The following is an 8,323-nucleotide window of genomic DNA, read 5'->3' on the forward strand; positions in this document are numbered from 1 at the left end:
CTCAAATTCAAAATGAGCGCTTATAACTACTTATAGTTAATTTTATTAAAGTGTGATGATTAATTAACAAAAATACATGAACTTACATGTAACCTAGCCCTCTTATCCTGTTTTGTCATAACTAAGCTGTGCTAATATAGCGGCTCGTTCATTTTTTAGTTGAAGCTCTATGTTAGAAGTGTCTAACCTGACAGCAATCCGTGATGAAAGGGTTCTGTTTGAAAACCTGCAGTTTGAAATTAAGCCTGGTGAATTGGTCCAGATCGAAGGGCGTAATGGTACTGGTAAAACTACATTGCTACGGATTGTGACAGGGTTAGGTGATAGAGAAGAAGGTGTCATTAAATGGAAAGGCGAAGAGGTTGAAAAATCTCGTGATGTTTTCCATCAAGATCTGCTTTTCTTAGGACATCAAACAGGAGTGAAACGAGAGCTTACCGCATTAGAAAACTTACGTTTTTATCAATCTATTCAAAATAATCGCTCTTCAGACGAAGAAATCTTCATCGCTTTGACTCAAGTAGGATTAGCTGGCCGAGAAGATGTGCCTGTAGCACAACTTTCCGCAGGTCAGCAACGACGAGTCGCATTGGCAAGGTTATGGCTCAGTAAGCAAATTTTATGGATTTTAGATGAGCCGTTGACTGCCATTGATAAGCAAGGTGTCAAGGTGCTTGAATCTTTGTTCGCAAGTCATGCTGATAATGGCGGTATTGTTGTGTTGACGACGCATCAAGATATGTTTGCGGACAGCCCGAAACTTAGAAAAATAAAGCTGGGTGACTGATATGATTTCCTCGATGACCACCATCATTCGTCGTGAGCTCCTAATCGCATTTCGCCGTCAGGCAGACATTCTGAACCCGCTGTGGTTCTTTATTATTGTCATTACTCTCTTTCCTCTGAGTATTGGACCAGAACCTAATTTGTTAGCACGTATTGCAGCGGGCATCGTTTGGGTTGCCGCATTGCTGTCCGCCTTATTATCATTAGAGCGTCTATTTCGTGATGATTTTCAAGACGGTGCACTAGAACAAATGATGCTAATGCCGATTCCATTGCAACTTGTAGTGGTTTCAAAGGTCATAGCACATTGGTTGTTAACAGGGTTACCTCTGATTTTAATTAGCCCATTATTGGCGGTTTTACTTTCGCTCGACTTCAATACTTGGCTATCGGTTGTATTAACCTTGATGATCGGTACACCAACACTAAGTTTTATTGGCGCCATTGGTGTGGCGTTGACTGTTGGGTTGCAAAAGGGTGGCGTTCTTTTGAGTTTGCTTATTCTTCCGCTCTACATCCCAATTTTGATTTTCGCAACATCGGCAATTGATGCTGCGGCACTCGGTATGGCGTATAACGGTCAACTAGCGATTTTAGGTGCGATGCTAATGGGGGCGATGACATTAACGCCCTTTGCCATCAGTGCCGCATTACGAGTTAGTGTTAACTAACTCAATAAAGTGCCAATGAAGCGGCGCTTGATCAAAGAATTATTATTAAAGCACTGCTACGGTCTCAACCCTTTAGACAGTGTCCCTGAAGTAAGAGTGAGAACAAAACATGTGGAAATGGCTACATCCTTATGCCAAGCCAGAAGCAGCTTATCGTTTGAGTGGTAAGTTTCTGCCTTGGTTTTCTGTATTGGCCCTCGTATGCTTATCGGTTGGTACGGTTTGGGGGCTTGCATTTGCGCCTTCAGATTACCAACAAGGTGACAGTTTCCGAATCATCTACATTCATGTCCCATCAGCTATTTGGTCTATGGGCGTTTATATGTCGATGGCGATCGCTGCATTTATTGGCCTAGTATGGCAAGTTCGCCTATCTGATATGGCGGCACTTGCGATGGCTCCGATTGGTGCAGTATTTACTTTTATTGCTCTACTTACAGGTGCTGTTTGGGGCAAGCCTATGTGGGGCACTTGGTGGGTATGGGATGCCCGTCTTACATCTGAATTGATTCTGCTATTTCTCTACCTTGGTGTGATTGCGCTCTACCATGCGTTTGACGATCAAAAAACCGCTGCAAAAGCCGCTGGTATCTTAGCGATCGTAGGCGTAGTAAACCTACCTATCATTCACTTTTCCGTGGAATGGTGGAACACGCTTCATCAAGGTGCGACGATCACGAAATTTGAGCAACCTTCTATTTCATCCGACATGCTTTGGCCGTTATTGCTGAACATCTTTGGCTTTGCGTTCTTCTTTGGTGCCGTGACGATGGTCCGTTTTCGTAACGAAATCATCAGTAAAGAAAGTCACCGCCCCTGGGTGCGCAAACTCGCAACAGAACAAACTCAGTGAGGTAACTGATTATGCATTTTGAATCTCTGAGCGACTTTTTTGCCATGGGTGGCTACGCATCATACGTATGGAGTGCGTTTGGTATTACTTTCTTATCCATGCTGATTCTTCTGATCACTAGCCTTCGCCGCGGTGATGCATTATTGAAAGAAGTGAAAGCAAAAATTGACCGTCAAGCTCGTATCGACGCAGCGAAGAACATGGAGAACACCTTATGAACCCGAGACGTAAAAAGAGGCTAGGTATTGTACTAGCGATCTTTATCGGTATTAGTGCCACCATTGGTTTGATACTTTATGCGCTTAACCAAAATATGGACCTTTTCTACACTCCAACGGAGTTGGTTAATGGTAAGCCAGATGGCACCAAGCCAGAAGTAGGCCAGCGTCTGCGTATCGGTGGAATGGTGGTTGTGGGCTCAGTTCGTCGAGATCCTAATTCTTTGAAAGTGAGTTTTGACCTGCACGATGTCGGTCCGAAAGTGACGATTACCTATGACGGTATTCTTCCTGACTTGTTCCGTGAAGGGCAGGGTATTGTTGCTCAAGGTGTACTGAAAGATGCCACGACAGTTGAGGCATTTGAGGTCCTAGCGAAGCACGATGAAGAATACATGCCACCAGAAATTGCAGAAGCGATGAAGAAAACGCATGAACCGCTTCAATACAGCACCGAACAGAAACAAGGAAGCGGCCAATGATTGCTGAAATCGGTCACTTTGCTCTCATTCTTTCGCTTGCAATGGCTGTGCTGTTGAGCGTATTGCCATTGTGGGGAGCATCGAATAATAACACCATGCTCATGAACACAGCGCGACCGCTATCTTGGTCTATGTTCCTGATGCTGTTGTTCTCTTTCGCCATTTTATGTTGGGGATTTTATACTAACGACTTCACGTTACAGTATGTAGCGAGCAACTCGAATAGTCAGCTTCCTTGGTACTACCGTTTAACCGCAGTATGGGGTGCACACGAAGGTTCACTGTTGCTATGGGTGTTAATCCAAGCTGCTTGGACTGTCGCTGTAGCGACGTTTAGTCGTGGTATGCCGCAAGAGTCGGTTGCACGTGTACTTGCTGTTATGGGCATGATCTCAGTGGGTTTCCTACTGTTTATCATCCTAACGTCAAATCCATTCCTACGTACGTTACCGTTCTTCCCGGTTGACGGACGTGACTTGAACCCTCTGCTTCAAGACCCTGGTTTAATTGTTCACCCGCCAATGCTTTACATGGGCTATGTTGGTTTCTCGGTTGCGTTCTCTTTTGCGATCGCATCCCTAATGACTGGACGCCTTGACACGGCTTGGGCTCGTTGGTCTCGTCCTTGGACAACCGCTGCATGGGTATTTTTAACACTTGGTATCGCACTAGGTTCTTGGTGGGCTTACTACGAACTTGGCTGGGGTGGCTGGTGGTTCTGGGACCCAGTAGAAAACGCATCATTCATGCCTTGGTTAGCGGGTACCGCATTAATGCACTCTCTTGCCGTGACAGAAAAACGCGGCACATTTAAAGCGTGGACGGTACTATTGGCAATCTCTGCATTTTCGTTGAGTTTGTTGGGCACCTTCTTAGTCCGTTCCGGTATTTTAGTATCGGTGCACGCGTTCGCGTCTGACCCGTCGCGCGGTATGTTTATTCTAGGCTTCCTCGTTTTCGTTATCGGTGGCTCTTTATTGCTGTTTGCCGTAAAAGGGGCAGCAGTGCGTGTACGAGGTAACTTCGACTTAGTCTCACGTGAAAATGCGCTCTTAGCCAACAACGTATTACTTATCGCCGCTCTTGTTGTGGTGTTAGTGGGGACACTGTTGCCGCTCGTACACAAGCAGCTTGGTTTGGGGTCGGTCTCTATCGGTGCGCCATTCTTTGATATGCTATTTGCGTGGTTAATGATGCCATTTGCTTTCCTGCTTGGTATTGGCCCTCTTATTCGTTGGAAGCGAGACAATTTATCTAAACTTGTGAAGCCAATGCTCGTTTCAGGTGTGCTTGCTTTCGCCTTGGCCGCGCTATGCGTGTACCTGTTTGCCGATTTCTTCTCAACCATGGCTTACATTGGTTGGGTGATGGCGATTTGGATTATTGCGATGCATGGCTTTGAACTGTACGAGCGCGCAACGCACCGTCATAGCTTTAGTGAAGGTGTTCGCAAGCTGCAACGTAGCCACTGGGCAATGATGTTGGGTCATGTTGGTCTGGCGGTATCTGTTATCGGTATTGCGATGGTACAGAACTACAGCATCGAGCGTGATGTACGTTTAGCACCTGGCGAACACTTCCAAATTCAAGGCTATGATTTCTACTTCTCAGGCTTGCGTGATAAAGATGGTCCAAACTACGATGGCTACATCGCAGACTTTGAGATCACACACAATGGCAAATACGTGAATACGCTTCACGCAGAGAAGCGCTTCTACCGTACGGCTAAGTCTATGATGACTGAAGCAGCCATTGACCGTGGTATTAGCCGCGACTTATACATTGCAATGGGTGAACGTTTAGACGACAACCGATCTTGGGCTGTTCGTATTTACTATAAACCGTTCGTTCGTTGGATTTGGGCTGGCTCTTTGATTATGGCATTAGGCGGCGCACTAGCGATTTCTGATAAACGCTACCGCTTCCGTAAATCGCCGAAGAAAAATGCGAAGTCAAAAGAGCAGGAGGCATAACATGAATAAGAAAATCTTATTTATTCCGCTTGTCGCTTTCATGATTCTAGCGGGCATTTTCGCAACCCAATTAATGCGTAACCAAGAGGGCGATGATCCAACTAAATTGGAGTCGGTTTTGGTTGGCAAGCCAGTTCCTGAGTTTCATTTAGAAGACCTGGCTGAGCCTGGAAAACAGTACGACCAATCAATTTTTAAAGGTGAACCGTTGCTCTTGAACGTTTGGGCAACGTGGTGCCCAACGTGTTATGCAGAGCATAAATACCTAAACGAATTGGCGGGTAAGGGCGTTAAGATCATCGGTATGAATTACAAAGATGATCGTAATAAAGCAATAGGTTGGCTGAATGATCTCGGCAACCCGTACTTGATCAGCCTATTTGATGGCAGTGGTATGCTTGGCCTTGACCTTGGCGTTTATGGTGCTCCAGAAACATTCATTATTGATGCAAATGGTGTGATTCGCTATCGCCATGTAGGGGATGTAAACCCACGTAATTGGTCAGAAACACTGGAGCCGCTTTACAACAAATTGGTTGAGGAGGCGAAGCAATGAGAAAGCTAATTCTTGCCGTTTTTGCTGCGATGACATTATCTCTTGCTGCTCATGCGGCCATTGAAGTGTACGAGTTTGATAATTTGGAACAAGAACAGCAGTTCAAAGAGTTAAGCCATACGCTCCGTTGCCCTAAATGTCAGAACAACACGATCTCGGATTCTAACGCTGAACTTGCTCAGGACTTACGCCATAAGGTGTACGAAATGACCAAAGAAGGTAAGTCCAAAGATGAGATTGTTGATTACATGATCGCCCGTTACGGTAACTTCGTGACTTACAACCCACCATTTACGGTCGCGACTGCGATTTTGTGGCTAGGGCCACTCGCTGTAGTACTGGGTGGTTTTGGTTTGATTGTGCTGCGTAGCCGTAAATCTAAAGTTAAGGCAAAAGCGAGCAGTGACGAGCAATGGGATGAGCAAAAAGAAGCTCGTTTAAAAGCATTGCTTGAAGAAGAGAACAACGGAGATAAGAAGTAATGACACTATTTTGGATTTCCACCGTTGTTCTCACGCTTATTGCTTGTGCGCTGGTGGCTTTGCCGCTGCTTAAACAAAAAGCGAACAATGATGATGTGTTACGCGATGAGCTTAACAAGGCATTTTATAAAGACCGACTATCTGAGCTTGCAGATGAAACTGACGAAGGTCTAGTTGAAAGTGAAGACGAACTGATTTCTGATCTAAAGCAATCACTGCTTGACGATATCCCTGGTGATAAAGCGCAAAAAGAAACTAAGGTTTCTCCAATCGCGGTTTTAGTTCCATCGGTAATTCTGACGGTGGTGCTGAGCTATGGTTTGTATTATAAATTTGGCGCGTCAGACGATATTGTTCAATGGCAAGAAGTGTCTGCAAATCTACCTGAGTTATCGAAAAAGCTGATGTCGGCTTCTTCTGAGCCGCTGAGTGACGATGAAATGGCGGATTTGACCCTTGCCCTTCGAACTCGCTTACATTACCAGCCGGAAGACTCGACAGGTTGGTTACTGCTAGGTCGTATTGCGTTAGCAAATCGTGATGTCACCACAGCTATCGATGCGATGGAAAAATCGTACCGCCTAGAGCCAAAAGATCCTGATGTGATGTTGGGTTATGCACAAGCTCTGATGCTGTCTCAAGAGGAAATGGATCAAGCGACGGCTCGCTCATTACTCGGCAAGCTGATGCAGCAAGACTATGTCGATCTGCGTGTGTTTTCTTTGTTAGCGTTCGATGCGTTTGAGCGTCAAGACTTCCCGGCAGCCATCAAGTACTGGGGAATCATGCAGCAAATGATTGGTCCAGAAGATAGTCGCTACGAGATGTTGTCACGCAGTATTGAGAGTGCTCGTAAGCAAATGGGCGAAGCGGTTTTACCGGATAAGAGTGTAGCTGTGACAATTAATGTGGCACCAAATGCTCAGTTGGATCCAAACGCAGTTCTGATTGTGTCAGTACATCGTTCAGATGGCTCTCCAATGCCTGTGGCTGCTGCTCGTTATCCGCTAGGTACTTTCCCTCGCACAGTCGTATTAGATGATGGCAATGCCATGATGCAAGGGCAAAAGTTATCTTCACTCGATAAGCTAATCGTCCGTGTGCGTGTAGATTCTGACGGTAACGTAGCAACGCGTGATCAAGATTGGCACGGAGAAAGTGACGTCGTTGAATTTGGCGCACCAGTAGAAGTGACCATTGATCAGCAGTATTAATTGTTAACATCTGTCTCTGAAACATGACAACGAGGTAGAGTCAGTTGCCTTTAGTGGTATGACTCTAAACGATCGAGTAGAATACCGAAGGCCAGCGATTGCTGGCCTTTATTTATTCCCATATCTGAGTCATCTTTACTATGTATCCTGCTCAACATACGTACAATGGTTAATCGGGGTGACTTAGGTACATTAATAGTCGTTATGGAAAATAAAATGTATAACAAGGGTAAATCTACCTTCTTGTTGCTGTTAGCCGTTGGACTGGTTGGCTGTTCAAGTGCGCCTGATGAAGCAGTAACAGGACAAGAAACAAATCAAACGACTTCTGATGTGTATGACCCGTTGGAAGGCTTTAACCGAACCATGTGGGAACTCAACTACGAATATTTAGATCCGTATTTGGTTCGTCCTGTATCACTTGCGTATGTAGAATACACGCCAGTTCCTATTCGTTCTGGTATCGCTAACTTCTTATCGAACTTAGATGAGCCAGCAAGCATGGTTAATAACTTAATCATGGGTAATGGTACGAAAGCCGTGGACCACTTTAACCGTTTTTGGATTAACTCGACGTTCGGTATTTTCGGTTTATTCGATATTGCAAGTGCCGCGGGTATTACGAAGTACGACGAGAAAGCGTTCAGTGATGCAGTAGGCCACTATGGTGTTGGAAATGGTCCTTACTTCATGGTTCCAGGTTATGGTCCGTATACCTTACGTGAAGTGACAGATACCGTAGATAGTACGTATTTACCCCTCTCTTATCTCAACTTCTGGGCGAGTTTGGGAAAGTGGGCGTTTGAAGGAATGGAGAAGCGTGCTTTATTAGTACCGCAAGAAGCGCAGCTAGACTCGTCGCCGGATCCATATATTCTAACTCGCGATGTTTATATCCAGCGTCAAAACTTTAAAGCAGAAGTTGAAACGGTAGAAGAAGTTAACATCGAAGAAGAAGAGTATTTAGATGAATATCTAGAAGACTTTTAAGCGTTGTTCTTCACAATAGAGTGACCCGTCCTGATATGGGTTGACACTTTTTAACTAAAACGCTCGATGTACTTCATCGGGCGTTTTGTATTTTAAAG

At 45.2% G+C, this 8,323-nt stretch carries 10 protein-coding genes; all 10 read left to right on the forward strand.

Features of this window, described 5'->3' with window-relative positions; genetic code table 11:
* Positions 1–169: 169 nt before the first annotated feature.
* On the forward strand, positions 170–787 hold the full coding sequence (gene ccmA, locus R7Z47_RS23100) for a cytochrome c biogenesis heme-transporting ATPase CcmA (protein ID WP_005380511.1): 618 nt from the start codon (positions 170–172) through the stop codon (positions 785–787).
* A gap of 1 nt (position 788) precedes the next feature.
* Complete coding sequence (gene ccmB, locus R7Z47_RS23105) at positions 789–1,457, forward strand: heme exporter protein CcmB (RefSeq protein ID WP_005380512.1); 669 nt, start codon at positions 789–791, stop codon at positions 1,455–1,457.
* 109 nt (positions 1,458–1,566) lie between these two features.
* Entirely contained in the window at positions 1,567–2,310 is a 744-nt protein-coding gene (locus tag R7Z47_RS23110; RefSeq protein WP_005380513.1) for a heme ABC transporter permease, read from the forward strand.
* Positions 2,311–2,321: 11 nt separating this feature from the next.
* Complete coding sequence (ccmD, locus tag R7Z47_RS23115; RefSeq protein ID WP_005380515.1) at positions 2,322–2,528, forward strand: heme exporter protein CcmD; 207 nt, start codon at positions 2,322–2,324, stop codon at positions 2,526–2,528.
* Positions 2,525–3,010, forward strand: a complete 486-nt coding sequence (gene ccmE / locus R7Z47_RS23120) for a cytochrome c maturation protein CcmE (protein ID WP_005380516.1) — start codon at positions 2,525–2,527, stop codon at positions 3,008–3,010. The genes ccmD and ccmE overlap by 4 nt, the downstream gene beginning before the upstream one ends.
* Positions 3,007–4,983 (forward strand): heme lyase CcmF/NrfE family subunit, encoded by a 1,977-nt coding sequence (locus R7Z47_RS23125; protein WP_064354224.1) that lies wholly within the window; start codon positions 3,007–3,009, stop codon positions 4,981–4,983. Before ccmE ends, R7Z47_RS23125 begins: the two co-directional genes overlap by 4 nt.
* Before the next feature lies 1 nt (position 4,984).
* Positions 4,985–5,539, forward strand: coding sequence for a DsbE family thiol:disulfide interchange protein (locus R7Z47_RS23130; RefSeq protein WP_005380518.1), 555 nt, complete (start codon positions 4,985–4,987; stop codon positions 5,537–5,539).
* Positions 5,536–6,021: a cytochrome c-type biogenesis protein gene (locus R7Z47_RS23135; RefSeq protein WP_005380519.1), complete on the forward strand. Its 486-nt coding sequence runs from the start codon at positions 5,536–5,538 to the stop codon at positions 6,019–6,021. The genes R7Z47_RS23130 and R7Z47_RS23135 overlap by 4 nt, the downstream gene beginning before the upstream one ends.
* Positions 6,021–7,235, forward strand: coding sequence for a c-type cytochrome biogenesis protein CcmI (gene ccmI / locus R7Z47_RS23140; protein ID WP_318130635.1), 1,215 nt, complete (start codon positions 6,021–6,023; stop codon positions 7,233–7,235). The genes R7Z47_RS23135 and ccmI overlap by 1 nt, the downstream gene beginning before the upstream one ends.
* Positions 7,236–7,451: 216 nt before the next feature.
* On the forward strand, positions 7,452–8,225 hold the full coding sequence (locus R7Z47_RS23145; RefSeq protein ID WP_005380523.1) for a VacJ family lipoprotein: 774 nt from the start codon (positions 7,452–7,454) through the stop codon (positions 8,223–8,225).
* The last annotated feature ends 98 nt before the right edge of the window (positions 8,226–8,323 follow it).

The organism is Vibrio sp. 1641 (assembly GCF_033339995.1).
Lineage (GTDB): Bacteria > Pseudomonadota > Gammaproteobacteria > Enterobacterales > Vibrionaceae > Vibrio > Vibrio alginolyticus.